The organism is Ruegeria sp. AK11, assembly GCF_056541095.1.
Genome location: NZ_JBQFXU010000007.1, coordinates 63,184 through 89,247 on the forward strand (window position 1 = coordinate 63,184; position 26,064 = coordinate 89,247).

A 26,064-nucleotide genomic window follows, 5' to 3' on the forward strand; every position below is an offset into this window, starting at 1 on the left:
ACTCATGAAACATGTAAAAATCTCCGACCTGACAGTCGGCAACGACCTTCCGCTGACCATCATTGCAGGCCCTTGCCAGCTTGAAACGGCAGACCACGCACAGATGATTGCTGGCAAGATGAAAGAGGCCTGCGATGCAGCCGGTGCGCAATATGTCTTCAAGGCATCTTATGACAAGGCGAACCGGACCTCGCTGTCCGGCAAGCGCGGCATGGGCATTGATGCGGGGTTGCAGGTTCTGGACGGTATCCGCAAGACAATGGGCATACCGGTCCTGACCGATGTTCATACCGAAGCGCAGTGCGCCATCGCTGCCAAGGCGGTAGATGTCCTGCAAATCCCGGCGTTCTTGTGCCGCCAGACGGATATGCTGCTGGCTGCGGGCAATACGGGAGCAGTGGTCAATGTGAAAAAGGGTCAGTTTCTTGCGCCGTGGGAGATGCCCAATATCGTGTCCAAGATCGAAAGCACAGGCAACACGAATATCCTGCTGACCGAACGTGGCACTTCGTTCGGCTATAACACGCTGGTGGCTGATATGCGGTCCCTGCCGCAAATGGCCCAAACCGGATACCCGGTGGTGATGGATGCGACCCATTCCGTGCAGCAACCGGGAGGAAAAGGTGGCTCCTCGGGCGGGCAACGCGAATTTGCACCGGTCATGGCGCGCGCCGCCGTGTCGCTGGGTATTGGCGCGGTGTTCATTGAAACACACCAGGATCCGGACAATGCCCCTTCGGATGGGCCCAACATGATTCCGTTGGATCAGATGCCCCAACTCATTGACACTTTGATGCGCTTCGATGCGCTGTCCAAAGCTGATCCTATTCAGATTTAACTACTGAGACTTGTTATGACCAAACCAATTCCCGAGGTAACACCGAACACCTGGAGTTTTCTGCGCGACGCGATGATCAAACCCACCGGGTTTCGCGAATATGACGCCCGCTGGAAATATCCGGAAGAGATCAACCTTCCAGGCATGACAGCGCTGGGCCTTGGGCTGGGTACCCAAATGCGCAGGCGCGGGATCGAACCCGTGATCGCCGTAGGAAACGATTATCGTGACTATTCACTGGCGATCAAAAACGCCCTGATCCTGGGATTGATGCAGGCCGGTATCCGCGTGAAAGACATTGGCCCTGCGCTTAGCCCAATGGCCTATTTCGCGCAGTTTCATCTGGATGTACCGGCCGTGGCGATGGTTACGGCCAGCCACAATCCAAACGGCTGGACTGGGGTCAAAATGGGCTTTGACCGCCCTTTGACACACGGCCCCGACGAGATGTCTGAATTGCGCGACATCGTTCTAAACGGCGAAGGTCAGACGCATGAGGGTGGATCTTGGGAATTCGTCGAGGGCGTGAAGGAAGCGTATATCGACGACCTCGTCGGTGATTTCAAAGTGTCCCGCCCGCTAAAGATTGTCTGCGCAACCGGAAACGGCACCGCTTCGGCCTTTGCGCCCGAAATCTTCGAACGGATGGGGGTTGAGGTCGTCCCCAGCCATAATCGGCTGGATTACACTTTCCCGAATTACAACCCGAACCCCGAAGCGATGGAAATGCTGCATGACATGGCGGCAACGGTAAAATCCAGCGGTGCCGATCTGGCACTTGGGTTTGACGGTGACGGTGATCGTTGTGGCGTCGTAGATGATGAAGGCGAAGAAATCTTTGCCGACAAGGTGGGTGTGATCATGGCCCGCGATCTTGCCAAGCTGCACCCCGGATCGACCTTTGTCGCAGATGTGAAATCTACCGGCCTGTTTGCCAGCGATCCCGAGTTGCAGGCCCTTGGCGTCAAGGCAGATTACTGGAAAACCGGCCACAGCCACATGAAACGGCGCGTCAAGGAAATCGGCGCGCTGGCTGGGTTCGAAAAGTCGGGCCATTACTTTCTGGCCGAGCCGGTCGGGCGCGGTTATGACTGCGGAATGCGCGTAGCGGTCGAGATCTGCAAGCTGATGAACCGCAACCCGGATCAAAGCATGTCCGACCTGCGCAAGGCGCTGCCCAAAACATGGTCAACGCCCACCATGTCACCTTATGCAGCAGATACCGAAAAATACGATATCCTGCAGCGTCTGGTCGACAAGCTCGTTGCCAAAAGCGAAGCTAGTGAGACATTTGCTGGCCGTGCGATCAAAGAGGTCGTTACGGTGAACGGCGCACGTGTCATTCTGGACAATGGCAGCTGGGGGCTGGTGCGGGCTTCATCCAACACACCCAATCTGGTGGTCGTCTGTGAAAGCAGCGAAAGCGAGGCTGAGATGCGGGCGATCTTTGCCGATATCGATGCGGTGATCCGAACCGAACCCGGTGTTGGCGATTACGACCAGACCATCTGAAGAAAACTGCTTGGGGCATATCTGATCGCCCCAAGCGCAACACTTGCTCAGTTGCCGCCAAACAGTTTGAGCAGCCCTTTCTTCGCCTCTTCTTCAAGCTTGTTCTTAAGCGCATCTTCGATCTGATCGCTGTCCGTGATGGTGGTATCCAGCTCGTTTCCAACCTTTTCGAAAACTTTCTGTTTCGCGTCGTTTTCCAGCTCCTTGACCTTCACATCTGCCGCTGCTTCGATGACCTTGGTCAGATCCGGCTTGATTGACGGGTTGCTCCACGGGCCAACGATACGCACAGGCACCGATATGCCCTGCCCCGAATTGGCCCGCAAAGCTACGGGCGTGAACAGATAATCGATATTGCGCGCACCCAGACCCACGATCCCCTGACCATCGGCGCGAAAATTCTTGAGCGACATAAGCAGATCGTTATTCGTCAACACACCCTGATCGATGGCGAAGCTGGCCGACAGGCTGTTGAACACAGTCGTCCCGCCTGATCCGGTCCCCTGCCCCATAAGTCGATCCAGATCGAAACCGGATATTACCCCCGTCCCGACATCCAGATTTCCCTTACCGCTGAGAGAATGCATAATCTGATCCTCAGACTGACCTACACCCAGAAACTCAACGGTTCCTGCCGCGCTTCCCGACAGGCGTTCGACCCCGGCCAGTGTCGACAACGCCTGTTTCAGATCAATCTCACTTGCCGTCACCTTGCCGCCCACGGACAGGCCATTGCGATTGTTGGCAACCACCTGCCCATTCAACTGACCCGAAAACAACGTCGCGGGATGCATGGCAAGAACCGCCCGCGCGCGATCAAGTGTCAGCGTCAGGTCACTTTTCCCAAAGGTCATGCCGGGAACCGCGATTGAGTTGGCCGTCAGGCGAATATTGCCATTCGCCAAAGCCAATGCGGATGCGTCGATTGGGTCTTTTGACCAGCCTTCCTGAACTGGTGACGCAGGTTGAGACGCGCCACCCGACCCGGCGCCGGTTTCGGATATCTTTGACAGGTCAAGATCGCCCGCATCCAACCGTGCGACGATCTGAGGGGGATCGGAAATGGTGATATCCGCCTCTCCGACGAACTGGTTGCCATCCAACTGCGCTGTCATGCTCCGCAGGGAAATCCGACCGTCCCGCGTATAGGTCATTTGTGCAGAGATATCGGCAACGTTACCCAATCCCCACGGCACAGCCACACCCGCCTGACCGAAGGCCGCCAGCATCTTTTCCGTATCTCGGGTGGTGATCTTTGTGGTCCCGTCCATCTCTCCGGCCAGATTGACGTGGCCGTCAAAGCCTATCTCACCACCCGGTGCAGTCAGGGCCAGTTCAAGCGCGGTTACGGACCCTGCGGCAAAAGTTGGCAAGTCCGGGATCTTCAAATCAACCTGAACAGCACCTCCGGGTACAGGCATTGATGCTTCCATTACCATCGGCGCAGTGACCTGAGGCCAACTGGCCGACAAGGTGACATCAGGAAAATCCATCTGCGTGGCACCGTCTTCCACATAGATCAGTCGCGCATTATTTAGCTGCAACTCTTCCAAAGTTACGGCCGACGATGCGCCTGCCGGAACCGTCCCCGCAGACGGTGTGGCAGTCGCGGTGGTCACAGGCGCGCTCAGCTCCCAGTTTCCGCGCCCTTGCGAACGCTCCAGCCGCAGCACCGGGTTTTCCGCGAAAACGCGTTTGATCCGCAGATCCCCATTCAAAAGCGCAGCAGCATCCACGCCCACGGCAAGGCTATCAGCGCTCAGCATCGGCTCTGGCCCGGCCCAGCTGGCGTTCCCAAAACGCACCGGCCCGGTTTCCATACCCAGCACCGGCCAGAACGACAGGCGCACATCGCCGCTCAATGTCAGTTCGCGCCCTGTCTGGGCTTTGACCTGCTCGGCCAGAATCGCGCCAAGCTTGTCGCCGGGCATCAGCAATAGCGCGCCAATGACCAGCCCAACCACCGCCACAACAATAAACAGGATGCGTATCAGCCATTTCATGATCTGCTCTCCGCCTTTTGGCTTGTCTTTACCGCGATCATTCAAATCGCACGTCACATTTGCAAGGGGAAGCTTTCCCCACTATATGCCGCGCCATGACGACGAACCCGCCAAACCTCCGCCCTGACCTGGCTCCGGCCGCCCGGATCACCGAGACACCCCGTTCAAACCAGCCGACGATCGGCATGGTGTCGCTGGGCTGTCCAAAAGCTTTGGTCGACAGCGAACGCATTCTGACCCGGCTTCGTGCTGAAGGATACGGCATTTCGCCCGATTATGCCGGGGCCGATGCCGTCATTGTGAACACCTGCGGGTTCCTCGACAGCGCCAAGGCGGAATCGCTGGACGCAATCGGAGAGGCGCTGGTTGAAAACGGCAAGGTCATCGTCACCGGCTGTCTGGGGGCCGAACCGGATTACATCCGCGAGCACCACCCCCGCATCATGGCGGTCACCGGACCGCATCAGTACGAGCAGGTTCTGGATGCGGTTCACGCCGCCGTTCCCCCTGACCCTGACCCGTTCGTTGATCTGCTGCCCGCCAGCAGCGTTCGATTGACCCCCCGCCACTACAGTTATCTGAAGATCTCAGAGGGCTGTAACCACAAATGCAAGTTCTGCATCATCCCCGATATGCGAGGAAAACTGGCCAGCCGTCCGGCCCATGCGGTTCTGCGCGAGGCGGAAAAGCTGGTCGAAAACGGCGTGCGCGAACTGTTGGTGATCTCGCAGGATACTTCGGCCTATGGGCTGGACCGGAAATACGATGTGAACCCGTGGAAAGACCGCGAGGTGCGCAGCCACATCACCGATCTGGCCCGTGAACTAGGTCAGATGGATGCCTGGGTGCGGCTGCACTATGTCTATCCCTATCCACATGTGCGTGAGTTGATCCCCCTGATGGCGGATGCCGGGTCCAACATATTGCCGTATCTGGATATCCCGTTCCAGCACGCTCACCCGAATGTTCTGAAACGGATGGCCCGCCCCGCCGCAGCGGCCAAAACTCTGGACGAAATCCAAGCCTGGCGCGCAATCTGCCCCGATATCACCCTGCGTTCGACCTTTATCGTTGGCTATCCGGGTGAGACCGAGGCCGAATTCCAAACCCTGCTGGACTGGATGGACGAGGCGCAACTGGATCGTGTCGGCTGTTTTCAATATGAAAACGTGGATGGTGCGCGCTCAAACGACCTGCCTGATCATGTCCCGGCCGAAATCAAGCAAGAGCGGTGGGATCGCTTCATGGAAAAGGCTCAGGCCATTTCAGAAGCCAAGTTGCAAGCTAAAGTCGGACAAACGCTTCAAGTAATCGTTGACGAAGTGGATGACGAAGCCGCCACCTGCCGCACCAAATCGGACGCGCCTGAGATCGACGGCAACCTGTTCATTGACGAGGGCTTCGAAGGCCTCAAACCCGGCGATATCGTCACGGTCGAAGTGGACGAGGCGGGGGAATACGATCTGTGGGGGAAACCCGTTTGACGCCAGTAACCTGCCCATAATGCCCTCGGGTGAATAGTTACCCCGTACAGCGCAGGTAGAAAAAAACCGCCATGAATGGCGGCGATAATTCCTGAAAATGGTGCAGGCGGTCCGCAATCAGACCGCCTGCGATAAGCTTACTGAGAAACCGGGTTGCAGACAGTCTGACCTGCTTCGGTTGTTGCCAGTTCATAGCCTGCCGAGCAGCTGGCCGAGCCATACTTGTCGTAGTCGGGTTGTACGTAAACAGGGGTCGGTTCTTCCTGCTGCGCACAAGCGGTCAGGACCAGAGCAAATGCGCCAACGGCTGCAAGTTTCAGTTTCATGTCCGTCAATCCTCTATTACTTTTCTGATATTGCCCAGCTTTTCGGGCTGTTTCCAGAGTACGGGCTGAACGGCAATCTGGCAACTGAAACGGTCACTTCCTTGTGAGGAAGAGCGATTCCATGCCAGTTCGAAGCCCAAATGATGATCCTTGCGGCATTACAGCTACCTTTTTGTCTGCATCGTCCTAAACTGTGCGACGTTTCAGCTAAAGACGGAGAAGCCACATGTCAGACACACCCGTTATTGCCCAGAAAACCCCTTTTTCAGTCGAGGTTGTCGAAGGGAAAACCTATTTCTGGTGCGCGTGTGGAAAGTCGAACCGGCAACCCTTTTGCGATGGCTCACATAAAGGTAGCGGGTTCGAACCGGTGAAATACACGGCCGAGACCAGCAAAAAGGTCTACTTTTGCGGGTGCAAACACAGTGCAAACGCGCCGCTATGCGATGGAACGCATAAAGACCTTTGATCAACCTTTTAATCTGTTCAGTGTCTCTGAATTTGCACAGAAATCCGGGGCCGTGTCCGCTGGATGCTGCCGCTGAGCCAGCCAGCTGGTGCATTGCGCATCACAACCCGATGCGCGACAGCGCGTGACCAGTTCGGCGTATTCTTCGGGCGACAGCCGCCCTTCGGCCATGGCTTCGCTCAGTGAAATTCCCATGCTTCGCGAGACAGAGCGCGTCAACCAAAAGTGCTTTTCGACCTCACCCAGAATATCCCGAGGCATCACGCGTCCTCCGCTTGCAAAGCTTTGATGGCCTTGAAACGCTCACGGTTCGGGCATGTGCATGGGGCATGATCAATCTGTTCGCGCCGTTCCAGCCACTCTGGGCAGGTTCTGGCCCAGGCACAGCCTCGGCATTGCTGCACGATCTCGGCCCAATCCTCATGTTTCAGGTGACCGTCCCGATAGGCTGCGGCCAGGTCGGTTCCTGTGACCTCGCCCATCCGCAGTACCAAGCGCAGGTGGGCCATGATTTCACCGAGACGTGGCATGGCGAACCTGACAGTTAAGGCATCAATTTGTGCAGTAACTCCTGGTTACGGCAATATTCAGGTGTCCGCCCAGCGGTCGCCATTTTCTTAAGCAGATCCTGACAATGATCCGGGTTCGGACAATCGGTACATCGCAGAACTGCGTCAGAAATCTGGTCGACAGATAGCTTGCCGCCAATGGCTGCTTCCTCAAGATCGATGTCCAGCATTCTGGCCATATCGTCCACCAATCCGGCATGAAGCCGCAAGGACTCTCGGGTGGGCATGCTGTATCCTTTCCCTTTCGCGCTTTACGAAATCCTAGCGCATCCGGAAGGTCAGACTTTGATGCAGGTCAAGATTGGGCGCCGATGTGGTCCAGATAGGCCCGGGTTGCATCCTGAACGCGGCGAAAACGGTCCCCACCCAGCTTTTTGCCTCCGTACCAGCGGGTGACGATGATCACGTGATTGTCCAGCCCTGCACGCTCGATCATCCGCAGGATTACCATACCGGCGCCACTTTCCCCATCATCGGCCTTCAGCGCGCCGGTCGGCAAGGAGGCGGCCCACGTGTTATGTGTGGCCTTGGCATAAGATTTATCGGACTTCAGTTGGTCCAAAACCGCGTCGACGTCCGCGCGTGATACCACGCGCGCCCCGGAAACCGCATATTTCGACCCGCGATCCGTCAAAATCACGCCAAGGCGCACAAGATCAGTCATTGTGCCAGTCCCAGTTGTGTCGCGGTTTCAAGCACGATGTGAACGCGCTGCGCGTTTGGCGGGTGGGTGCCCAGAAACCTGTCGCCGGGATCCGGAATCCGGTCAAAGAACTTCGCCCCAACCAGCGGGTTGTAGCCCGCATTATGTGTAATGATCGTGCCCATCTGGTCAGCCTCAAGCTCAAAATCCTTCACATAAGCCTGAACACCAACCTGCGCCCCAACTTTCTGGGCCTCTTCTATGTCGGCGGCGTCGCCCCCGCGCAGCTTTTCCGCCTTTCCGAACTCAGTTGCGCTTGCGCTGGCATTTTCGCTTTGCCGTGCGATGTGGCCCAAAACGTGATGGGCCGCCTCGTGCCCCATGACAAAAGCCAGTTCATCTGCGTTTTGCGCGGAACGGATCATCGCAAGGGTAAAAATGATGGTGGGTTGCCGCTGGTCGTCCAATGTCTGAAACGCATTGGCTGGCGCACGTGGGTTCAGATCAACGAGAATCCGGAAATCGCATCTCTGAGGTCTTGATTGCTTCAAGCACTGGCTACGGGCCTCGGCCCCGATGTTCTGACTGACTTCGCGAAAGGTCTGGGCAACATCCTCAGAACCCGGCCCTTCACCCAGCCAATCCGCAGCAGGTTGCACGCGCAATCCACCTTCCGCACAGGCCGCAAGAAGCAGGGGAAGCACCAAAACAAAGCGTCTGCGCATGTTAAATCCTTCGGCTCGGTCTGACCGTGATTTCAACATAGTACGTGCCGTTCGGCGTGACCACACAAGGCTTTGAAACGAACGTCTTGCATTGCGCGTCGACGGCTTGCACTCTGTCCTTATGTTTTCGATTGAGCATGAATTCGACTCGACGGTCATAACGCTTGTGGACGAAGGTGAAAAACCTTTGCAGGAAGATGTTGTGATCAACAATTTCGCCGAATGCGTCACGCTGGAACAGTTTGATCCGCGAACCGAACAGGTGCAAAAGATCACCTTGTCGCCGGAACAGGTCCGCGATCTGGCCGCAGCGCTGGACCTGCCCGAGGGAGTTTACCAGATCCGTGAAACGGGATCTTAGGGCGCATAGACAAAAACCTTGCTGCGCGAAGTTTGCCCCTGCTTGAGTGACAGTGTCGAAGGCGCGACGCCAAGACATTTCGCAAGAATTACCTGAACCGCATGGTTGGCTTTACCACTGTCAGGCGGTGCCGTGACAAATACCCTGATCTGCCCGTCTTCCACAACCACCCGGTCGCGTGCAGCCTTGGGAGTTACTTTCAGATGAAACGTTGTCCCGGCGTGCGCCTGCGCGCTGAGATCCGGCAGATCTCGTAGTTTGGAATTCGCCATTGTCGCCCCTTCCCTCAATAGTCTTGCATGATGGGCGGTGGAATGAAATTGATCCACGCGATCCGTCGCCGCGCCCTTGAAACCCTCGGCATGCCGACCAAGATACAGAGACGTGATGTAAAGGAAGTTAACATATGTCGATGAAAAACCCCGCTGCTCTGGAGTTTTTGCAGTCGCGCCGGTCCCGACCTGCCAAGACACTGGTTGCCCCGGCCCCGACACCGGACGAGTTGCGCCCCCTGCTGACCGCAGCCGCACGCAGCCCCGATCACGGAAAACTGGAACCCTGGCGATTTATCGTTCTGGAACAGGGGGCCATGGCAAGACTGGCAACCCTGACCGAAGCCTGCGGGCAAAGGCTGAAGAAAAGTCCGGAAGATATTGCAAAAGCACGCAGCCAATTTGACATGGGACATCTGGCCGTAGCGGTGATCGAAGTACAAAAACCGTCCGAAAAAATACCTGCAATCGAACAAACCTATTCTGCGGGCGCGGTCTGTCTTGCCTTGCTGAATGCCGCGCTGGCCGCAGGCTGGGGTGCAAACTGGCTATCGGGTTGGCAAACCCATGACCACGACTTCTGCGTCGACGCCTTTGGGCTTGCCGACAACGAACGCGTAGCCGGGCTGATACATATCGCCACCGAAGGAACAGCCCCACCCGAGCGCCCGCGGCCCGATGTGGCGGCCATAACGGAATGGATCACAGAATGATCATCCTGAACGCCTTTTTCAGCGCGCTCGGCCAGATCGGAGATCCTAAGTTCCGCGCCGTTCTGCTGCGCGGTGTAGGTTTGACCATCCTGTTGCTGGGTCTCGCCTGTGCGGGTGCGATCAGTTTGATCAACTGGTTGTCGGGCAGTGAAATCTCTCTGCCGTTCGTCGGCGCAGTGCCATGGCTGAACGACGTTCTGAACTATTCAGGTATCGTTCTCGTCCTGATCCTGCCTGTTTTCCTGATGGTGCCGGTGGCGTCAGCCATCACATCGATCTTTCTGGACGAAGTGGCACAAGCGGTCGAGGACAAGCATTTTCCGGCCTTGCCACCTGCACGACGCATCCCGGTGTCAGAGGCCCTGATGGACGGCCTCAGCTTTCTTGGCGTGCTGATTGTCGCAAACCTGCTGGCGCTGATCCTTTATGCGATCTTCACCCCGTTTGCGCCCTTCATCTTCTGGGCCATGAACGGGTTCTTGTTGGGGCGAGAATACTTCACGCTGGCCGCCATGCGCCGGATCGGACGGGATGGCGCACGCCAACTGCGGGCCAGGCATTCGACCACGATCTGGGTCGCTGGAACGCTGATGGCCATTCCGCTGTCGATACCGCTGTTGAATCTGGTGATCCCGATCCTTGGCGCGGCGACATTCACCCATATTTTTCATGCTGTGTCAGGCCAAAAGGTCTGACACAGATTAGCGCGGCTCCAGTTGGTTCAGCCAGTCGAAGTCCCGCACTGAAATCACACCAGATATGATGATCCCGGCAATGATAGCCCACAAAACCACAGCAATGGCGGTGGTGATCCACATCTTTGCCTTCAGATGATGGACTTCCGGCGCACCCGCATGGGTGCCCGGAACGATATCGTTCAGGTCACCCTGAGTTTTGATGCGAATGGGCAAAACCACTAGCAACGTCATGAACCAGATGACGGCAAACAGCACCAATGCAGCAGTAATGGTCACTTCAGCCCCTCCGGGTTTTGCGGATCATACCTGTTCCAGCTCGACAAGGCAGCCGTTGAAGTCCTTGGGATGCAGGAACAGCACCGGCTTGCCATGCGCGCCGATCTTGGGCTCCCCCGACCCCAGAACACGGACACCGGTCGCTTTCAAATGATCACGGGCGGCGATGATGTCTTCGACCTCATAGCATACGTGATGAATGCCGCCTGCCGGGTTCTTTTCCAGAAACCCGTTGATAGGGCTGTCGTCGCCAAGCGGGTACAAAAGTTCGATCTTGGTGTTGGGCAGTTCGATGAACACAACCGTGACGCCATGATCCGGCTCGTCCTGCGGCGCGCCGACCTTGGCGCCCAGCGCATTGCGGTACTGTTCGGATGCCGCCTCAAGGTCGGGTACGGCGATGGCAACGTGGTTCAGACGCCCAATCATGTCTCACTCCTGATGTCCTGCGTTGCGTGGGTTATGGGGGCTGCTCTGCAAAAGGACAAGTGCGCCAAATCGCGCGTTAACGTCGTGTTAGCCAGAAGTTCCTAGCGTGAAGCATCTGCTGGATAGGAGAGCTGCCATGGACGATTCGGGCCTCATTGCCACCACCGCCGCCACGCCCACCGCAACGCGGCCCTTGCTGGGACAGACAATTCTGGTTGTTGAAGACAGCCGATATGCCTGCGACGCGATCCGCCTGATGTGCCTGCACAGCGGCGCACGCATCCGACGCGCTGACTGCCTGAAATCAGCACGGCGACACCTGCAGATCTATCGCCCCTCGGTCATTCTGGTCGATATGGGCCTGCCCGACGGGTCCGGAGCTGACCTGATCGCCGAACTGGCCGACGCTTCACCACGGATCAGTGTGATCATGGGCCTGTCGGGCGATGACGCCACCGAAGGTCTGGCCCACGCAGCCGGGGCGGATGGTTTTCTGTCCAAGCCGATAAAATCATTGTCTTATTTTCAGAAGTCCATCCTGGAGCGCCTGCCCGAAGATCGACGCCCAAGCGGGCTCCGCTCGGTTCGAGATGAAGTCATCCGCCCCGACCCGATGGCCTATCAGGACGACATGGCGCATATCGCCGATGTCCTTACCGGGCCCAACGATCATCGCGCATGGGATTACGCTGCCCAGTTCCTGCAAGGGGTCGCACGGGAAGCCGATGACAGACCGTTGGCAGAAGCCGCCCGAAAGCTGGCGCTGTCACGGGCGAACGGCGCACCGATCACAGCGCAGGCAGCGCAGGTCGCCGGCATGGTGCAGAACCGTCTGGAACAGAGAAAGGCGATTTGACGTGATTGCAGCTTATTTCATCACTGCAACGCTTCTGTGCATCTGGGCCTATCGCCAAACACGGCAGACTGCACGCTCAATTCGTGTCAACCGTGGGGATTTGAACAACCCGCTGGACTGACCCGCGAATGCTAATCGGCTTCAAAATGAAACCGCCCGCTTGATGCGGGCGGCTCTCGTTCAGTCCTGCGGGATGAGGCGCAAGCCCAGTTCCATCAGCTGATCCGAGGTCGGGTCTGAAGGTGCGTCCATCATCAGATCTTCGGCCCGCTGGTTCATCGGGAACATCATGACCTCGCGGATATTGGCCTCATCCGCCAACAGCATCACGATCCGGTCGATCCCAGCAGCGCAGCCACCGTGCGGCGGCGCACCGTAGTGGAAGGCGTTGAACAGAGCGCCAAAGCGGGATTTCACTTCATCCTCGCCATAGCCTGCCAGTTCAAAGGCCTTCAGCATGATCTCCGGCTTGTGGTTCCGGATCGCACCCGACACCAGCTCATATCCATTGCACGCCAGGTCATACTGATACCCGCGCACATCCAGTGGGTTGCCCTGTAGCGCTTCCATGCCGCCCTGCGGCATCGAGAACGGGTTGTGCTCAAAGTCGATCGCGCCGGTTTCTTCGTCTTGCTCGTAGATCGGGAAATCAACAATCCAGGCAAAGGCAAAGCGGTCTTTCTCGGTCAGCCCAAGCTCGTCGCCGATCACATCGCGCGCCTTGCCTGCAACCTTTTCAAAGGCTTTCGGCTTGCCGCCCAGGAAAAACGCCGCATCGCCGACACCCAGACCCAATTGCTGACGGATAGCCTCGGTCCGCTCGGGGCCGATGTTCTTGGCCAGCGGGCCTGCGGCTTCCATCCCTTCGCCCTGATCGCGCCAGAAGATGTAGCCCATACCGGGCAGACCCTCTTTCTGGGCAAAGGCGTTCATGCGGTCACAGAACTTGCGGCTGCCACCGGTTGGCGCGGGGATAGCGCGAATTTCGGTGCCTTCCTGTTCGAGCAGCTTTGCAAAAATCGCAAAACCAGACCCGCGGAAGTGGTCGGAAACCACCTGCATCTTAATTGGGTTCCGCAGGTCGGGCTTGTCCGTGCCGTACCACAGAGCCGAATCCTTGTAGGAAATCTGCGGCCAGTCCTGATCGACCTTGCGACCGCCACCGAACTCTTCGAACACACCGGTCAGAACGGGCTGGATCGTGTCGAACACGTCCTGCTGCTCGACAAAGGACATCTCGAGGTCAAGCTGGTAGAAATCGGTGGGTGAGCGGTCGGCGCGCGGGTCTTCGTCGCGGAAGCAGGGCGCAATCTGGAAATACTTGTCGAAACCCGACACCATAATCAGCTGCTTGAACTGCTGCGGGGCTTGCGGCAACGCGTAGAACTTACCCGGATGCAGGCGCGACGGCACAAGGAAGTCACGCGCGCCTTCGGGTGAGGACGCGGTGATGATCGGCGTCTGGTACTCGCGGAACCCCTGATCCCACATACGCTTGCGCATGGAGGCCACCACGTCCGAGCGCAAGGTCATGTTGCGCTGCATCGCCTCGCGTCGCAGGTCGAGGTAACGATAGCGCAGGCGGGTTTCCTCGGGGTATTCCTGATCGCCGAACACCATTAGCGGCAGTTCCTCGGCGGCCCCCAGAACTTCCAGTTCGCGCACGTAAACCTCGATCTCACCGGTGGGCAGTTTCGGGTTCACCAGTTCGGCGGCACGCGCCTTGACGGTTCCGTCGATGCGGATGCACCATTCGGAACGCACCTTTTCAAGCGCAGCAAAAGCGGCGCTGTCGCCGTCACACAGGATCTGGGTTACGCCGAAATGGTCGCGCAGGTCGATGAACAGGACGCCCCCATGATCTCGGACCCGATGCACCCAACCGGACAGGCGAACGGTTTCACCGACATTAGCGGCGGTCAGTGCGGCGCAGGTGTGGCTGCGATAGGCGTGCATGGATCATATCCCTTCGGGCGCAGAATTCGTCGCGCCGATACACCCTGTCAGGCCCGGAAAGTCAAGGCGGGTCGCCCTGTCAAAACGGCCTTTGCACGTTGCCTGAGTAGAAATAGACACCCAGCCCGACCGCAAAGATGATATTGCCCGCAATCGCGTGCAGCAGCACCGCGTAGAAGAACGAACCGCGCTGCCTGTAGGCCCATGTAAACAGCAGCCCGCCCGCAAATGTCATGAGGGCGACAGTCCAGCTCCAATACATCAGATGCGCGAACGAGAAGATGGCAGCATTCAGCACATAAGCCGCACGCCCCTCTGGCAGGATCGCGTGATAACGCCGGAAGAACAGTGGGCGGAACAACAGTTCCTGAGGCAGTGCAGACAAAACAGGATAACCGATCCAGATAAGCGCCAGCATCTCAGGGCGGTGTATCAGCAGAAGAAATGCGGCGTCGGGGCGTGTCACCTGAATCAGCCCGACGCAAAACACGGACATGAAAGCGGTAAACAGCACAACTTCGCGAAGCGACCAGTTGGCCCAATCATAGCGCAACTCGGCCCATTGAAAGCCCGGTGTCCAATGCAGCAGCATGATCCCCAGCCCGGTCAGGGCAAACAGAGCCGGAAACATCCAGTTCGGTGGAAACAAAACCGCGATGATCAGCGGCAGGACAACATAGAACAGGCCGAACTCGACCCTTAACCGCGGCAATGCAACCGGCGGTCCGACCATCGCGCTGTCTTTGGTCACGTGTCTATCAGCTCCACCCGGATCAGCCCGCGCAATGAATTGCCCATGTAGGCAGTTTGTGCATTTTTCAGGTCGCTCAAGGTCAGCACGGCCTCAGACACCGTTCCTTTATCCAGTAATTCTTCGCGCAATATGCCAGGCAACAGACCGCTGGACAGCGCAGGTGTCAGAATACGACCGTCCTGTTTTTCGACGAAAAGGTTGCTGATGGTGCCCTCACACAGCTCATCAAGCTCATTCAGGAATAACACCTCGTCTATGCCATCCGTCAGCGCGGCGCGAGTATTGTCATAAAGGGCGCGGCGGCTTGTCTTGTGACGCAGCCAAAGATCATTGGAAGCCAGTCGCTGATCAGACAGGGCGATGCGCCAGACCGGAGGGTTGCTGGCCAGAACCCCGGTGGTCAATTCGAATGCACCCGATGCGTCCAGTGTAAGGCGGCACCGCAAGGGGGTGTCGCCCAACGCGCCATCCAGCGCGGCGGTCGCTGAATCCGGGTTGAAGGGAAGGCCAAAGGCCGCAGCGGTTCGGGCCATGCGCGCAAGGTGACGGTCTTTTCGGAGAAAGCCCTGACCTGGCCGAAACGCCAGCGTTTCGATCAGGCGGAAATCAGGCTCAGCTGGCGGGCGAAGCGGGCTTTCCATAGCGCCTCCTCATATTCTGCCGGGGCGGTGCTGTCCCAGACAAGGCCCCCGCCCACGTTCAGGGTGGCCTGATCGTCTTCCAGCATCAGCGTACGGATGGCCACGTTGAACTCGGACCGCCCATCAGGCGCGGCCCAGCCGATGGTGCCACAATAGATGTCGCGCGGCCAGGGTTCCAGCCCGGCCAGAATTTCCATGGCGCGAATTTTGGGGGCGCCCGTGATCGAGCCGCAGGGAAACAACGCCGTCAGTATATCGCTGAGCCCTGCGCATTTGAGCAACTGGGCACGGACAAGTGAAACCATCTGATGCACTGTCGCATAGGTTTCCACCTTGAACAGTTCAGGGACATGAACGGAACCGGGCAATGCGACACGGCTGATATCGTTGCGCAGAAGATCGACGATCATCAGGTTTTCCGCCCGGTTCTTTTCGTCCGTGGTCAGAAACGCCCGGCGCCGCATATCCTCGTCCGGGTCTTCGCTGCGCGGCTGGGTACCCTTCATCGGTCGTGTCTCGATCTTTCCATCCGCGTCTGTGCGGAAGAACAACTCTGGCGAGCGGCTGAGCAAATCCGGTAACCCGACCTGCTGCACCAGCGCGCCATGCCCAACGGGCTGCCCCGCTGCCAGTGCCGCATAAAGGGTTTCACTGCTGCCCGAGACGGTCAGGTCAATCGGAAAGGTCAGGTTCGCCTGATAGATATCACCGGCACCGATAGCACCATGCACCACCTGAAAGGCTTCGCCATAGCGCGCCTCGTCCCAGCGCGGCTGAAACGCGCGCACCACGCCTGCGGGCGTCGGTAAAGAAACCCGATCCGGCGCGCCGTAGACCCCAAAGCACAGCAAGGGCAGCCGACGCGATTCCGGCAAAAGTTTGATCAGCCGGGGTTCAAGCACATATCCCAGTTCATAACTGGCATAGCCAGCCAGCCAGGCCCCGCCCGCGCGCGCCTCATCCAGCGCCGCCAGAGCCTGGGGCACGTCCTCCGCCGTATCCGCGCGGATAATCCGAGTCGGGCGCTGAAACCGGGTTCCGCGACCGGCTGGTCCCTGATCAAAACGAATACGCAACTGCATCCTCTTTTGCCGTGAAGGGCGATATAGAGAATACTCTGGCAGGGGAAAGGGGGGAAAGCGGCAATTTCGCTTCTGTTTCCGATACCCCTTGAACCTTTCTGCGTGGTCCCTATAACGCACGACAATTTGGGCGCTTGGGCGGCGCCCGCGACTCGTACAAAATCGAAGGGGCCAGGCCATGCCGAAGAGAACCGACATCAAGTCGATCATGATCATCGGGGCGGGTCCCATTGTTATCGGTCAGGCCTGCGAGTTCGACTATTCCGGCGCTCAGGCCTGCAAGGCCCTGCGCGAAGAAGGTTACCGGGTTATTCTGGTCAACTCGAACCCGGCGACAATCATGACTGACCCCGGACTTGCCGATGCCACCTATATCGAGCCGATCACGCCCGAGGTCGTCGCCAAGATCATCGAAAAGGAACGCCCTGACGCCCTGCTGCCCACAATGGGCGGGCAAACCGGTCTGAACACCTCGCTCGCGCTGGAAGAGATGGGGGTGTTGGACAAGTTCGGTGTCGAGATGATCGGTGCCAAACGCGACGCCATCGAGATGGCCGAGGACCGAAAATTGTTCCGCGAGGCGATGGATCGGCTGGGGCTGGAAAACCCCAAAGCCACCATCGTGACCGCCCCCAAGAAGGCCGACGGCTCTGCCGATCTGGACGCAGGTGTTCAGATCGCTCTGGACGAGCTGGAGGAAATCGGCCTGCCTGCCATCATCCGCCCGGCCTTTACCTTGGGCGGCACAGGCGGCGGCGTGGCCTATAACCGCGAGGATTATATCCATTTCTGCCGCTCGGGCATGGATGCCTCGCCTGTCAACCAGATCCTGGTCGATGAAAGCCTGCTGGGCTGGAAAGAATACGAGATGGAAGTGGTGCGCGACACCGCCGACAACGCCATTATCGTCTGCTCCATCGAAAACGTCGACCCAATGGGCGTGCACACGGGTGACTCGATTACCGTGGCCCCTGCCCTGACGCTGACCGACAAGGAATACCAGATCATGCGCAACGGCTCGATTGCCGTCCTGCGCGAGATCGGGGTGGAAACCGGTGGCTCGAACGTGCAATGGGCAATCAACCCCGATGATGGCCGCATGGTTGTGATCGAAATGAACCCGCGCGTGTCGCGTTCATCGGCGCTGGCCTCCAAGGCGACGGGTTTCCCTATTGCCAAGATCGCCGCGAAACTGGCCGTCGGCTACACGCTGGACGAGCTGGACAATGACATCACCAAGGTCACGCCTGCGTCGTTCGAACCTACCATCGACTATGTCGTCACCAAGATCCCGAAATTCGCGTTTGAAAAATTCCCCGGCTCTGAACCCTACCTGACCACTGCAATGAAGTCAGTGGGTGAGGCGATGTCCATCGGGCGCACCATCCACGAATCCATGCAGAAGGCGCTGGCATCGATGGAATCCGGCCTGACTGGGTTTGATGAGATCGAAATTCCGGGGTTGAGCATCGGCCTGTGGGATGAGGTCGAAAGCAGCGATGACAAGGCGCATGTCATCAAGGCGATCAGCAAGCAGACCCCCGACCGTCTGCGCACTATCGCACAAGCCATGCGTCATGGCCTGGCCGACGATGAAATCTTTGGCGTCACCAAGTTTGACCCCTGGTTCCTGGCCCGCATTCGCGAGATCATCGAAGCAGAACGCACCGTGCGCAAGGACGGTCTGCCAGTGACCGAAGAAGGCATCCGCAAGCTCAAGATGCTGGGCTTTACCGATGCGCGTCTGGGCAATCTGTCAGGCCGCAGCGAAGATAACGTGCGCCGCGCCCGCCACAATCTGGGCGTTACCGCGGTCTTCAAACGCATCGATACCTGCGCTGCTGAGTTCGAAGCGCAAACCCCCTATATGTACTCGACCTACGAAGCCCCTATGATGGGCGATGTCGAATGCGAGGCACGCCCAAGCGACCGCAAGAAGGTCGTTATTCTTGGTGGTGGTCCGAACCGGATCGGTCAGGGGATCGAGTTCGATTATTGCTGCTGCCACGCCTGTTATGCGCTGACCGAGGCCGGGTACGAGACCATCATGGTCAATTGCAACCCCGAGACGGTTTCGACCGACTACGACACCTCGGACCGTCTGTATTTTGAGCCGCTGACCTTTGAACACGTCATGGAAATCCTGACGAAGGAACAGGAAAACGGCACGCTGCACGGTGTGATCGTTCAGTTCGGTGGTCAAACACCGTTGAAGCTGGCCAACGCGCTCGAGGCCGAGGGCATTCCGATTCTGGGTACCACGCCGGACGCAATTGACCTGGCCGAAGACCGCGAACGGTTCCAGGCGCTGGTCAATGAACTGGGCCTGAAACAGCCCAGAAACGGCATTGCCTCGACCGACGAAAAGGCGCTGGAGATTGCGGAAGAGATCGGTTTCCCGCTGGTCATCCGCCCCTCTTACGTTCTGGGCGGTCGCGCGATGGAAATCGTGCGCGATATGGATCAGCTGCGACGCTATATCAACGAGGCCGTTGTGGTCTCGGGCGACAGCCCCGTACTGCTGGACAGCTATCTGGCCGGCGCGGTCGAACTGGACGTAGACGCCCTGTGTGACGGCACCGACGTTCACGTCGCGGGTATCATGCAGCACATCGAAGAAGCGGGCGTTCACTCGGGCGATTCCGCCTGTTCGCTGCCGCCCTATTCGCTGTCGAAAGAGATCATCGGGCAGATCAAGGATCAGGCGTTCAAGCTGGCCAAGGCGCTGAATGTTGTTGGCCTGATGAATGTGCAATTCGCGATCAAGGATGATGAGATCTATCTGATCGAAGTGAACCCGCGCGCCTCGCGCACCGTGCCGTTTGTTGCCAAGGCCACCGACAGTGCGATTGCGTCGATTGCGGCGCGCATCATGGCGGGCGAGAAGTTGGCCGATTTCCCGATGCGCCCGCCCTATCAGGAAGGCAAGGACACCAAGATCGCGGACCAGATGACGCTGGCCGATCCGGATATGCCCTGGTTCTCGGTGAAAGAGGCCGTCATGCCCTTCGCCCGTTTCCCCGGCGTCGACACCATCCTTGGCCCGGAAATGCGCTCGACCGGCGAGGTGATGGGCTGGGACCGTGACTTCCCACGCGCGTTCCTCAAGGCGCAGATGGGCGCGGGCATGGTGCTGCCGTCCTCTGGCCGTGCGTTCATTTCGATCAAGGATGCCGACAAGGGCAAAGCCATGCTGGAAGCGGCGCAGGTTCTGGTTGATCAGGGTTTCACGCTTGTGGCCACGCGCGGCACGCAAAGCTGGCTGGACGAACAGGGTGTTGCCTGTGACGTGGTGAACAAGGTGTACGAAGGTCGCCCGGATGTTGTGGACATGCTGAAAGACGGTCAGGTGCAGCTGGTGATGAACACCACCGAAGGTGCGCAGGCGGTTGAGGACAGCAAGGCCATCCGCTCGATCGCGCTGTATGACAAGATCCCGTATTTCACCACCGCAGCAGGGGCCAACGCCGCAGCACTGGCGATTAAGGCACAAGCTGAGGGCGACGTCGAGGTGAAATCGCTACAGGGGTAAAGACCCCTGACCCAAATGAAAAAGCCCCAGAGGAAACTCTGGGGCTTTTATTTATTTTCAATGCCTTACGCAGGCGCCTCCGTCGTTTTCTTTCGTTCGTCACGGGCGAAGAACAGCAGGTAAAACACCGGTGCCGCAACCATTGTCAGCACGGTGGCAAATGCCAGACCGCCCATGATCGTCACTGCCATCGAGACGAAGAACGCATCCGTCAGCAGTGGCGCCATGCCCAGAATGGTCGTGACAGCCGCCAGCATGACGGGCCGCAAACGCGACACGGATGCTTCGATGATTGCCTCGCGCAGGGGCTTGCCGGTGGCGCGGACCAGATCGATTTCCTCGACCAGAACAATGCCGTTCTTGATCAGCATACCCGACAGGCTGAGCAGGCCCAGAAGTGCCGTAAAGGTGAAGGGCAGTCCTGTTCCCAGCAGGCCGATCACCACGCCGTTCACGGACATCGGCACCAGCAGCCAGATGATGATCGGCTGGCGGATTGCGTTGAACAACAGGACCGAAATCAACACCATGATCAGCAGGCTCAGCGGCAATTGTCTGCCCAGGCTTGCCTGCGCGTCGCGCGAATTTTCGAACTCACCGCCCCACTCCATCTTGTACCCGGGCGGCAATTCGATGGCCTCGATGGCGTCTCGCACTTCGGCGTGAACCTGTGCCGCAGTCAGGTCGGGCGGGATGTCCGCGCCGACGGTGATAGTCAGAACCCGATCACGACGGTGAACCAGCGTATTGAGCGTTTTGTACTCGAATCCATCCACCATTTGTTCAATTGGTACAAATTTTTCCGACTGGTCCGAGTACACGACCTGATCGACGATCGAGTAATCTCCGTCCGCAGGTCGGCGCAGGATGATCGGGATCAGGCGGTCGCGCTCGCGGAACACACCACCCGTAATGCCGTCGGTCGAGAATTGCAGGGTGGCGGCGATGTCTTCGCGTGTGACACCGGCTGTCTGCGCCCGTTCGGTGGCATAGATCGGTTGCAGAGCCAGTTCCTGTTCGCGCCAGTCGTGATGAACCAACAGCGCGTTCGGGGATGCGGCTGTCATGCGCTGTACCGCCTCGTCCGCAAGCTGGCGCAGCACGACCGGATCGCTGCCCGAGAAGCGGGCCTGAATCGGATCACCACCGCCGGGGCCAAAGACCAGACGCTTGGTGCCGAACTCACCTTCGGGGAACTGGACGGACCCAAACGCCTCAAGGTCCGCTTGCAGCGCCGGGATGTCGTCTAGGCTTGCTGTGCGGATGACCATGTGCCCATAGCTGGGATTCGGCTTTTCGGCGGAGTAGGTCAGCATGAAACGGGTAGCCCCCTGGCCGACAAAGGTCGTGACCGAGACGACGTCGTCGCGTGCCGCCAGCCACTCTTCGAACACCGCCATGTCTTCGGCGGTTCGTGCAATCGGTGTGCCCTGCGGCAGTTTGTAGTGCACGAAGAACAAAGGCGTGTTGGAGTTGGGGAAGAACTGCTGTTTCATCAGCCCAAACCCGGCATAGCACACCACGGTTACGCCGACGAGACCAGCAACAACCAGCCATCGGAAGCGCAGCGCAAAGCGCAGGATCGCACCATAGGTGCGGAACAGGAGGCCGCCGTAAGCGTCGATCTCGCCTGCTTTGCCCTGTTTGAAGAAGTAATGCCCCAACAGCGGCGTGACGGTGATCGCCAAAACCCAGCTGAGCAACAGTGAAATGCCAATCACGGCGAACAGAGAGAACAGGAATTCTCCGGTTGCGTCAGGGCTGAGGCCAATGCCCGCAAAGGCCATGATGCCAATCACGGTCGCACCCAGCAACGGGATTTGGGTTTTCGATGCCACATCCTCGGCCGCATCGCGCGAGGACTGGCCGCGCAGCATGGAAATCTGCATCCCTTCGGCCACGACGATGGCGTTGTCCACCAGCATCCCCATGGCGATGATCAGGGCACCCAATGAGATTCGCTCCATCTCGATTGAGAAGAGCGACATGAACAGAAGCGTGCCGACCACGGTCAGCAGCAGGGTCGAGCCAACGACAATGGCCGCGCGCCAGCCCATGAAGATGCCCAGCACGGCGACCACGATGGCCACCGACATGGCAAGGTTCACGAGAAAGTCGTTCGAGGCCTGTTCGACCACCACATGTTGTTGATAGATCGGCAGGATTTCGACACCGAAGGGAATGCTTGTGTTCAATTCCGCGAACTTTGCATCAGCACGTTTACCAACCTCGACAATGTTTTCCGTGGCCAGACCCGCGATACCCAAGGTGAAGGCCTCGGTCCCGTTGTAGCGGATAATGATGTCGGGGTCGTTCTGACGGGCGCGATAGACATCGGACATGTCAAAGAGGTTGATCACCTGCCCTTGCGAACCGACAGACAGGCCCGCAATGGCCGACACACTGTCCGACCCTTCGGCCGTCAGGATGGTGGTCCGGTCATTATCAGAGCGCAAGGACCCTGAGGAATTGACCGAATCCGCGTTGGCGATGGCCTGGTTGATTGCTTGCAGCGGGACATTCTGGTTCACCGAAATCGCCAGATCGGGTTCGACAAAGATCGCCTCGTCCGGCAGGCCCTGAACCTCGACATCCGCAACGCCGTCAACGGTCAGCAGTTCCCGCCGCAGGAAGGTTGCCAGTTCGTGCTTTTCGGCGTCCGAGAACCCTTGGGCGGTCACCGCATAGAACAGGCCGAACACGTCGCCGAACCCGTCATTCACAAACGGTTGGCCGACGCCCGATGGCAGGCCGCGCGCGGCGTCGCGCACCTTGGCCCTGAGGCGGGTCCAGATGGCAGGCAGTTCGGTGCCGTCGTATGTCGACTTGATCTCGACCTCGATCAGGGACCGTCCGGGTTGATTGACCGAGGTGATGACGTCCACCTCGCCCATCTGTTGTATGGCGGATTCCAGCGGTTCCGATACTTCCAGCGCCACCTGCTCGGCGGTGGCGCCCGGGTATTGCGTGATGATAACCGCGTTCTTGATTGTAAAGGCCGGGTCTTCCAGACGGCCAAGCGATGTGAACCCCCAGATGCCCCCAATGAGGGCAATGAGAATGACCAGCCATGTGTAAAGCGGCCGGTCGATTGAGGCGCGGGCGATGTTCATCTGTCAGCCCCTCAGTTCGCGAAACCGGCGAACCGGCGCACCGTCTGACCATCCGTCAGCACAGCGCCCCCGGCCACGACGACCTCATCCCCGTCAGACAGGCCCGTCAGCACCCGGACTTCGCCGGTTTGCGTGGGCTCGATGGTCACCGGGACGCGGCGCACGGTGCCCTCATCCGCCCCGACCGGGGAAAACACCATGACGTTCAGCGCGCCGTTTGCGTCAGCGACTACGGCGGTCGCCGGGACGACGATGCCTGTGCGGTTGTCCTGCACCTGAACGTTGACGGTAACGGAAGAACCGGGAAAGATTTGCAGCCCCTTTGGCGGGGTCAGGCCAAACTGGATGCGGAAAGTTTGACCGACGCTGGAGGTTTCCGCGTCGAATTCACGGATTTCCAGCGGGAAGACTTCGTCACTGACCGGGAATTTCGCGGTGATGAAGAAGTCGTCATTCTGGCCAGAGCGTTGAAACAGGATCTCGGGCACATCGACCACGATGCGAAGTTCCGACATGTCGTGAATGCGGACGATGGGGGTGCCCGCCGAGACGGTCGTAAACGCCTCGACCGAGCGGCTGGAGACCAGCGCGTCAAACGGCGCGGTCAGCGTGGCGTGTTCCAGTTCATATTCCGCGTCGCGCAGTGCGATCGCGGCCAGTTGCGCCTCGGTCTCGGCGTCATCCACGGCCACCTGGCTGGCGGTTGTACCGCGCAGGCGCGACAGGCGTGCGACAGTGCGGTCGGCCTGTTCCTTTTGCAGCCGTGCCCGATCAAGGCGCAGCTCGAACGGTTCCTGATCCAGACGGGCAATCAGGCCGTCCTTGGGAATCACGAAGCCTTCGTTGATGGGCATCTCGACAATCTGGCCCGCAACCTGAAAGGCCAGATCAACGGTCTGGCGCGCGGCGACGCGGCCAAAGAACTGCCGCGTGAAACCCGGCGCGGTTTCGCGCACCTGCATGAGTTTCACCGGTTTCGGGGTCTCTTGAGCGGCAATCGGGGTTGCCAGAATGGCCAGTGCAAGGCCCAGAGAGGTCAGGAGTTTCATTTCTTCAATCCCTCGGGAATTCCCGTTTTCAATACGTTGTCGCGGATTTTGCGCGCCAGTCGCGCGAATTCGGCAGTTTCTTGTTCGTTTAGGCCCGAGGCCCTGTGAAACAGGTCCCCGGCGGCGGCGACCAGCATGTTGCGGGCCTCTTCGCCCTGCTCTGTCAGCACCAGCAACCAGGCGCGGCGGTCTTCGGGGTCACGCCGCCGCGTCAGGTAGCCCGCTTTTTCAAGGGCATCGGCTGTGGCGGTGATCGTTGACGGGACGCTTAACATATCAGCGGCCAGAACGCCCATGCGCTTGGGCTGATCCAGTTTGATCAGCATGTGGCATTCCGGGTGGCTCAGGTCTGTTTCGATACAGTCGAAGGTCTCTTCCAGTTTCCAGTACAGGGCATAGACGCCCATGATCGCCTGAATCTCGGGGCTGAGGCGGCCCAGTCTGGCGCTGATATCGTCGGGCATTGGGGGGTCTCCGCGCGGGTTACGGAGCGATATACTTCAATTTCTGAACTATTCAAGATATGAAACTGTGCCCCGAAAAGAATTCCCTTAGGTCAACATATCTTGATCAAATCACGCCATGACTGCATTTTGGGCGAATCCGAAACATTCAGGACCCGCCATGTATACCCCCGCCATCACCGGTACCGGTGTCTTCACCCCGGAAAACGTCATCACCAACGCCGAGCTTGTTGAAGCGTTCAACGCCTATGCCGACAAGCAGAACGCGAAGAATGCCGAGGCCATCGCAGCCGGGCAGATGGAGGCGATGCAGCATTCCTCGGAAGAGTTCATCGTCAAGGCGTCGGGCATTCAGAACCGGTACGTGATGGACAAGGCCGGGGTGCTGAACCCGGACGTGATGCACCCGACGCTGCGCCAGCGCAGCGATGACGAGCCCGGGATCATGACCGAGATGGCAGTGGATGCCTGCAGGAAGGCGCTGGCGCAGGCGGGGCGTTCGGCGGCGGATGTCGATCTGGTGATCTGCGCGGCCTCGAACCATGAACGCGCCTATCCGGCGATTGCAATCGAGATTCAGCAGGAACTGGGCATCGACGGGTTTGGCTTTGACATGAATGTCGCCTGTTCTTCGGCCACGTTCGGCATTCAGGCGGCGGCGGATATGGTGCGGTCCGGGTCGGTGCGCGCGGCGTTGGTGGTGAACCCTGAAATCTGCTCGGGCCATCTGGAATGGCGCGACCGGGATTGTCACTTTATCTTTGGCGATGTGGCAACGGCAACGCTGATCGAGCGGATCGAAGACGCCAAAGGCCCGCATTTCGAAATCCTGTCGACCCGCTGTGCCACCGCCTTTTCAAACAATATCCGCAACAACAACGGGTTCCTGCGCCGGTCGCGCCCCGATGGCGTGATTGACCGCCGCGACATGCAGTTCATGCAGAACGGCCGGAAGGTGTTCAAGGAAGTGTTGCCGATGGTCAGCAAGCATATCAGCGACCATATGGAAGCCGAAGGGGTCAGCAATACCGACCTCAAACGCCTGTGGCTGCATCAGGCCAACAAGACGATGAACGACTTCATCGGCAAGAAGGTTCTGGGCCGCGAACCCGAGGCGGGCGAGCAACCCAATATCCTTCAGGATTATGCGAACACCTCATCCGCAGGGTCGATCATTGCGTTTTCGAAATACTCTGACGATCTGCAAGAGGGCGATCTGGGCCTGATCTGTTCTTTTGGGGCCGGGTATTCGGTTGGATCGGTGATCGTCAAGCGTCACGCCTGATCGGCATTCCGCAG

At 58.7% G+C, this 26,064-nt stretch carries 27 protein-coding genes; 10 read left to right on the top strand and 17 right to left on the bottom strand.

Features of this window, described 5'->3' with window-relative positions:
- Positions 1-4 precede the first annotated feature (4 nt).
- Both kdsA and ACR0D9_RS15185 read left to right on the top strand, forming a co-directional pair.
- Positions 5-838 (top strand): 3-deoxy-8-phosphooctulonate synthase, encoded by an 834-nt coding sequence (gene kdsA / locus ACR0D9_RS15180; RefSeq protein WP_480482188.1) that lies wholly within the window; start codon positions 5-7, stop codon positions 836-838.
- A 15-nt stretch (positions 839-853) separates the two neighbouring features.
- The gene (locus ACR0D9_RS15185; protein WP_480539276.1) at positions 854-2,350 is read left to right on the top strand and encodes a phosphomannomutase/phosphoglucomutase; all 1,497 of its coding nucleotides are present in this window, start codon (positions 854-856) and stop codon (positions 2,348-2,350) included.
- 47 nt (positions 2,351-2,397) lie between these two features.
- On the opposite strand, the gene ACR0D9_RS15190 is transcribed toward ACR0D9_RS15185, so the two are convergent.
- Entirely contained in the window at positions 2,398-4,353 is a 1,956-nt protein-coding gene (locus ACR0D9_RS15190) for an AsmA family protein (protein ID WP_480487621.1), read from the bottom strand.
- Positions 4,354-4,448: 95 nt separating this feature from the next.
- Between ACR0D9_RS15190 and rimO the strand changes: the two genes are divergently transcribed.
- Complete coding sequence (gene rimO / locus ACR0D9_RS15195) at positions 4,449-5,837, top strand: 30S ribosomal protein S12 methylthiotransferase RimO (protein ID WP_480539278.1); 1,389 nt, start codon at positions 4,449-4,451, stop codon at positions 5,835-5,837.
- A gap of 137 nt (positions 5,838-5,974) precedes the next feature.
- On the opposite strand, the gene ACR0D9_RS15200 is transcribed toward rimO, so the two are convergent.
- The gene (locus tag ACR0D9_RS15200; RefSeq protein ID WP_209504738.1) at positions 5,975-6,163 is read right to left on the bottom strand and encodes a hypothetical protein; all 189 of its coding nucleotides are present in this window, start codon (positions 6,161-6,163) and stop codon (positions 5,975-5,977) included.
- A gap of 226 nt (positions 6,164-6,389) precedes the next feature.
- Between ACR0D9_RS15200 and ACR0D9_RS15205 the strand changes: the two genes are divergently transcribed.
- The gene (locus ACR0D9_RS15205) at positions 6,390-6,632 is read left to right on the top strand and encodes a CDGSH iron-sulfur domain-containing protein (protein ID WP_480539280.1); all 243 of its coding nucleotides are present in this window, start codon (positions 6,390-6,392) and stop codon (positions 6,630-6,632) included.
- Here ACR0D9_RS15205 and ACR0D9_RS15210 read toward each other — a convergent pair whose 3' ends face one another.
- The 5 genes from ACR0D9_RS15210 to ACR0D9_RS15230 form a co-directional block, all read right to left on the bottom strand.
- Positions 6,633-6,893, bottom strand: a complete 261-nt coding sequence (locus ACR0D9_RS15210) for a DUF6455 family protein (protein WP_480539282.1) — start codon at positions 6,891-6,893, stop codon at positions 6,633-6,635.
- Positions 6,893-7,162 (bottom strand): DUF6455 family protein, encoded by a 270-nt coding sequence (locus ACR0D9_RS15215; protein WP_267366459.1) that lies wholly within the window; start codon positions 7,160-7,162, stop codon positions 6,893-6,895. Before ACR0D9_RS15215 ends, ACR0D9_RS15210 begins: the two co-directional genes overlap by 1 nt.
- A 14-nt stretch (positions 7,163-7,176) precedes the next feature.
- Positions 7,177-7,428: a DUF6455 family protein gene (locus ACR0D9_RS15220; protein ID WP_267366457.1), complete on the bottom strand. Its 252-nt coding sequence runs from the start codon at positions 7,426-7,428 to the stop codon at positions 7,177-7,179.
- Between the two features lie 68 nt (positions 7,429-7,496).
- Positions 7,497-7,865 (bottom strand): YigZ family protein, encoded by a 369-nt coding sequence (locus ACR0D9_RS15225; RefSeq protein ID WP_480539284.1) that lies wholly within the window; start codon positions 7,863-7,865, stop codon positions 7,497-7,499.
- The gene (locus ACR0D9_RS15230) at positions 7,862-8,569 is read right to left on the bottom strand and encodes a M48 family metallopeptidase (protein ID WP_480539286.1); all 708 of its coding nucleotides are present in this window, start codon (positions 8,567-8,569) and stop codon (positions 7,862-7,864) included. Before ACR0D9_RS15230 ends, ACR0D9_RS15225 begins: the two co-directional genes overlap by 4 nt.
- Before the next feature lie 121 nt (positions 8,570-8,690).
- Here ACR0D9_RS15230 and ACR0D9_RS15235 point away from each other — a divergent pair, with 121 nt between their 5' ends.
- Positions 8,691-8,930, top strand: coding sequence for a hypothetical protein (locus ACR0D9_RS15235; protein ID WP_480539288.1), 240 nt, complete (start codon positions 8,691-8,693; stop codon positions 8,928-8,930).
- Here ACR0D9_RS15235 and ACR0D9_RS15240 read toward each other — a convergent pair.
- On the bottom strand, positions 8,927-9,202 hold the full coding sequence (locus ACR0D9_RS15240) for a DUF167 domain-containing protein (protein WP_480539290.1): 276 nt from the start codon (positions 9,200-9,202) through the stop codon (positions 8,927-8,929). The genes ACR0D9_RS15235 and ACR0D9_RS15240 overlap by 4 nt on opposite strands.
- Positions 9,203-9,336: 134 nt before the next feature.
- Between ACR0D9_RS15240 and ACR0D9_RS15245 the strand changes: the two genes are divergently transcribed.
- Positions 9,337-9,915, top strand: coding sequence for a nitroreductase family protein (locus tag ACR0D9_RS15245; RefSeq protein WP_480539292.1), 579 nt, complete (start codon positions 9,337-9,339; stop codon positions 9,913-9,915).
- Complete coding sequence (locus ACR0D9_RS15250) at positions 9,912-10,610, top strand: EI24 domain-containing protein (RefSeq protein ID WP_480539294.1); 699 nt, start codon at positions 9,912-9,914, stop codon at positions 10,608-10,610. Before ACR0D9_RS15245 ends, ACR0D9_RS15250 begins: the two co-directional genes overlap by 4 nt.
- 6 nt (positions 10,611-10,616) lie before the next feature.
- Here the strand turns inward: ACR0D9_RS15250 and ACR0D9_RS15255 are convergent, their stop codons facing one another.
- On the bottom strand, positions 10,617-10,889 hold the full coding sequence (locus tag ACR0D9_RS15255) for a DUF1467 family protein (RefSeq protein WP_267364249.1): 273 nt from the start codon (positions 10,887-10,889) through the stop codon (positions 10,617-10,619).
- Between the two features lie 24 nt (positions 10,890-10,913).
- Positions 10,914-11,318 carry a methylmalonyl-CoA epimerase gene (gene mce / locus ACR0D9_RS15260; RefSeq protein ID WP_480539296.1) on the bottom strand — a complete coding sequence of 135 codons (405 nt, stop codon included), beginning with the start codon at positions 11,316-11,318 and terminating at the stop codon, positions 10,914-10,916.
- 136 nt (positions 11,319-11,454) lie between these two features.
- Between mce and ACR0D9_RS15265 the strand changes: the two genes are divergently transcribed.
- Complete coding sequence (locus ACR0D9_RS15265; RefSeq protein WP_480539298.1) at positions 11,455-12,174, top strand: response regulator; 720 nt, start codon at positions 11,455-11,457, stop codon at positions 12,172-12,174.
- Positions 12,175-12,354: 180 nt separating this feature from the next.
- Here ACR0D9_RS15265 and aspS read toward each other — a convergent pair whose 3' ends face one another.
- The 4 genes from aspS to ACR0D9_RS15285 form a co-directional block, all read right to left on the bottom strand.
- A complete protein-coding gene (gene aspS / locus ACR0D9_RS15270) occupies positions 12,355-14,130 on the bottom strand; it encodes an aspartate--tRNA ligase (RefSeq protein ID WP_267364254.1) in 1,776 nt (591 codons plus the stop codon).
- Between the two features lie 79 nt (positions 14,131-14,209).
- The gene (locus ACR0D9_RS15275; RefSeq protein ID WP_480539300.1) at positions 14,210-14,881 is read right to left on the bottom strand and encodes a CPBP family intramembrane glutamic endopeptidase; all 672 of its coding nucleotides are present in this window, start codon (positions 14,879-14,881) and stop codon (positions 14,210-14,212) included.
- The gene (locus tag ACR0D9_RS15280; RefSeq protein WP_480539302.1) at positions 14,878-15,525 is read right to left on the bottom strand and encodes an aminotransferase class IV family protein; all 648 of its coding nucleotides are present in this window, start codon (positions 15,523-15,525) and stop codon (positions 14,878-14,880) included. Before ACR0D9_RS15280 ends, ACR0D9_RS15275 begins: the two co-directional genes overlap by 4 nt.
- Complete coding sequence (locus ACR0D9_RS15285; RefSeq protein WP_480482220.1) at positions 15,480-16,607, bottom strand: aminodeoxychorismate synthase component I; 1,128 nt, start codon at positions 16,605-16,607, stop codon at positions 15,480-15,482. Before ACR0D9_RS15285 ends, ACR0D9_RS15280 begins: the two co-directional genes overlap by 46 nt.
- Before the next feature lie 178 nt (positions 16,608-16,785).
- Here ACR0D9_RS15285 and carB point away from each other — a divergent pair, with 178 nt between their 5' ends.
- Positions 16,786-20,139: a carbamoyl-phosphate synthase large subunit gene (gene carB, locus ACR0D9_RS15290; protein WP_480539304.1), complete on the top strand. Its 3,354-nt coding sequence runs from the start codon at positions 16,786-16,788 to the stop codon at positions 20,137-20,139.
- A 65-nt stretch (positions 20,140-20,204) separates the two neighbouring features.
- On the opposite strand, the gene ACR0D9_RS15295 is transcribed toward carB, so the two are convergent.
- From ACR0D9_RS15295 to ACR0D9_RS15305, 3 genes are read right to left on the bottom strand one after another with little or no spacing between them, the layout of a single operon-like run.
- Positions 20,205-23,252, bottom strand: coding sequence for an efflux RND transporter permease subunit (locus tag ACR0D9_RS15295; protein ID WP_480539306.1), 3,048 nt, complete (start codon positions 23,250-23,252; stop codon positions 20,205-20,207).
- 11 nt (positions 23,253-23,263) lie between these two features.
- Positions 23,264-24,301 (bottom strand): efflux RND transporter periplasmic adaptor subunit, encoded by a 1,038-nt coding sequence (locus tag ACR0D9_RS15300; RefSeq protein WP_480539308.1) that lies wholly within the window; start codon positions 24,299-24,301, stop codon positions 23,264-23,266.
- A complete protein-coding gene (locus ACR0D9_RS15305) occupies positions 24,298-24,765 on the bottom strand; it encodes a MarR family winged helix-turn-helix transcriptional regulator (RefSeq protein WP_480487592.1) in 468 nt (155 codons plus the stop codon). The genes ACR0D9_RS15300 and ACR0D9_RS15305 overlap by 4 nt, the downstream gene beginning before the upstream one ends.
- Positions 24,766-24,925: 160 nt before the next feature.
- On the opposite strand from ACR0D9_RS15305, the gene ACR0D9_RS15310 reads away from it, so the two are divergent.
- Positions 24,926-26,050 carry a beta-ketoacyl-ACP synthase III gene (locus ACR0D9_RS15310; protein WP_480505938.1) on the top strand — a complete coding sequence of 375 codons (1,125 nt, stop codon included), beginning with the start codon at positions 24,926-24,928 and terminating at the stop codon, positions 26,048-26,050.
- The last annotated feature ends 14 nt before the right edge of the window (positions 26,051-26,064 follow it).

Excerpts from the sequence above, each read along its gene's own strand:
- ACR0D9_RS15250 (WP_480539294.1), top strand. The coding sequence starts at position 9,912 with ATGATCATCCTGAACGCCTTTTTCAGCGCGCTCGGCCAGATCGGAGAT.
- ACR0D9_RS15220 (WP_267366457.1), bottom strand. The coding sequence starts at position 7,428 with ATGCCCACCCGAGAGTCCTTGCGGCTTCATGCCGGATTGGTGGACGAT.
- ACR0D9_RS15305 (WP_480487592.1), bottom strand. The coding sequence starts at position 24,765 with ATGCCCGACGATATCAGCGCCAGACTGGGCCGCCTCAGCCCCGAGATT.
- ACR0D9_RS15215 (WP_267366459.1), bottom strand. The coding sequence starts at position 7,162 with ATGCCACGTCTCGGTGAAATCATGGCCCACCTGCGCTTGGTACTGCGG.
- ACR0D9_RS15235 (WP_480539288.1), top strand. The coding sequence starts at position 8,691 with ATGTTTTCGATTGAGCATGAATTCGACTCGACGGTCATAACGCTTGTG.
- rimO (WP_480539278.1), top strand. The coding sequence starts at position 4,449 with ATGACGACGAACCCGCCAAACCTCCGCCCTGACCTGGCTCCGGCCGCC.
- ACR0D9_RS15210 (WP_480539282.1), bottom strand. The coding sequence starts at position 6,893 with ATGCCTCGGGATATTCTGGGTGAGGTCGAAAAGCACTTTTGGTTGACG.
- ACR0D9_RS15205 (WP_480539280.1), top strand. The coding sequence starts at position 6,390 with ATGTCAGACACACCCGTTATTGCCCAGAAAACCCCTTTTTCAGTCGAG.
- ACR0D9_RS15300 (WP_480539308.1), bottom strand. The coding sequence starts at position 24,301 with ATGAAACTCCTGACCTCTCTGGGCCTTGCACTGGCCATTCTGGCAACC.
- aspS (WP_267364254.1), bottom strand. The coding sequence starts at position 14,130 with ATGCACGCCTATCGCAGCCACACCTGCGCCGCACTGACCGCCGCTAAT.
- ACR0D9_RS15185 (WP_480539276.1), top strand. The coding sequence starts at position 854 with ATGACCAAACCAATTCCCGAGGTAACACCGAACACCTGGAGTTTTCTG.
- ACR0D9_RS15285 (WP_480482220.1), bottom strand. The coding sequence starts at position 16,607 with ATGCAGTTGCGTATTCGTTTTGATCAGGGACCAGCCGGTCGCGGAACC.
- ACR0D9_RS15245 (WP_480539292.1), top strand. The coding sequence starts at position 9,337 with ATGTCGATGAAAAACCCCGCTGCTCTGGAGTTTTTGCAGTCGCGCCGG.
- ACR0D9_RS15240 (WP_480539290.1), bottom strand. The coding sequence starts at position 9,202 with ATGGCGAATTCCAAACTACGAGATCTGCCGGATCTCAGCGCGCAGGCG.
- ACR0D9_RS15280 (WP_480539302.1), bottom strand. The coding sequence starts at position 15,525 with ATGGAAAGCCCGCTTCGCCCGCCAGCTGAGCCTGATTTCCGCCTGATC.
- ACR0D9_RS15310 (WP_480505938.1), top strand. The coding sequence starts at position 24,926 with ATGTATACCCCCGCCATCACCGGTACCGGTGTCTTCACCCCGGAAAAC.
- ACR0D9_RS15230 (WP_480539286.1), bottom strand. The coding sequence starts at position 8,569 with ATGCGCAGACGCTTTGTTTTGGTGCTTCCCCTGCTTCTTGCGGCCTGT.
- mce (WP_480539296.1), bottom strand. The coding sequence starts at position 11,318 with ATGATTGGGCGTCTGAACCACGTTGCCATCGCCGTACCCGACCTTGAG.
- ACR0D9_RS15190 (WP_480487621.1), bottom strand. The coding sequence starts at position 4,353 with ATGAAATGGCTGATACGCATCCTGTTTATTGTTGTGGCGGTGGTTGGG.
- ACR0D9_RS15265 (WP_480539298.1), top strand. The coding sequence starts at position 11,455 with ATGGACGATTCGGGCCTCATTGCCACCACCGCCGCCACGCCCACCGCA.
- ACR0D9_RS15225 (WP_480539284.1), bottom strand. The coding sequence starts at position 7,865 with ATGACTGATCTTGTGCGCCTTGGCGTGATTTTGACGGATCGCGGGTCG.
- ACR0D9_RS15200 (WP_209504738.1), bottom strand. The coding sequence starts at position 6,163 with ATGAAACTGAAACTTGCAGCCGTTGGCGCATTTGCTCTGGTCCTGACC.
- carB (WP_480539304.1), top strand. The coding sequence starts at position 16,786 with ATGCCGAAGAGAACCGACATCAAGTCGATCATGATCATCGGGGCGGGT.
- ACR0D9_RS15295 (WP_480539306.1), bottom strand. The coding sequence starts at position 23,252 with ATGAACATCGCCCGCGCCTCAATCGACCGGCCGCTTTACACATGGCTG.
- kdsA (WP_480482188.1), top strand. The coding sequence starts at position 5 with ATGAAACATGTAAAAATCTCCGACCTGACAGTCGGCAACGACCTTCCG.